Here is a 261-nt window from a genome sequence, read left to right on the forward strand (position 1 = left end):
GCACGGCGTGACGGGCGCTCGAGACGGACATGACGATCGCGATGACGGCGAGGGCGATCACCAGCGGCGGCATCCACGCGGCGAGACCGCCGTCGTCCTCGCCGGCGGCGACCAGCCCCGACAGGTTGAGGATGCTGATGCCGAGGGCCGCGGCGAGTGCCACCCACATGATGATCGCGACCGGGCGTGTGAGCGAGTAGACAGCGGCATCGCGCGCCATCCGTCGGAGCAGGCTCTCATCGATCGTGAGGGAACGAGGGG

Annotated in this window: 1 protein-coding gene; it reads right to left on the reverse strand. The window is 70.1% G+C overall.

What is annotated here, in order from left to right; translation table 11 throughout:
* On the reverse strand, positions 1–261 hold a 261-nt coding region (locus tag SB658_RS24980), incomplete at both ends, for a hypothetical protein (protein ID WP_410603104.1).

It is taken from the genome of Bacillus sp. SIMBA_008 (assembly GCF_046535495.1).
GTDB lineage: Bacteria > Bacillota > Bacilli > Bacillales > Bacillaceae > Bacillus > Bacillus subtilis.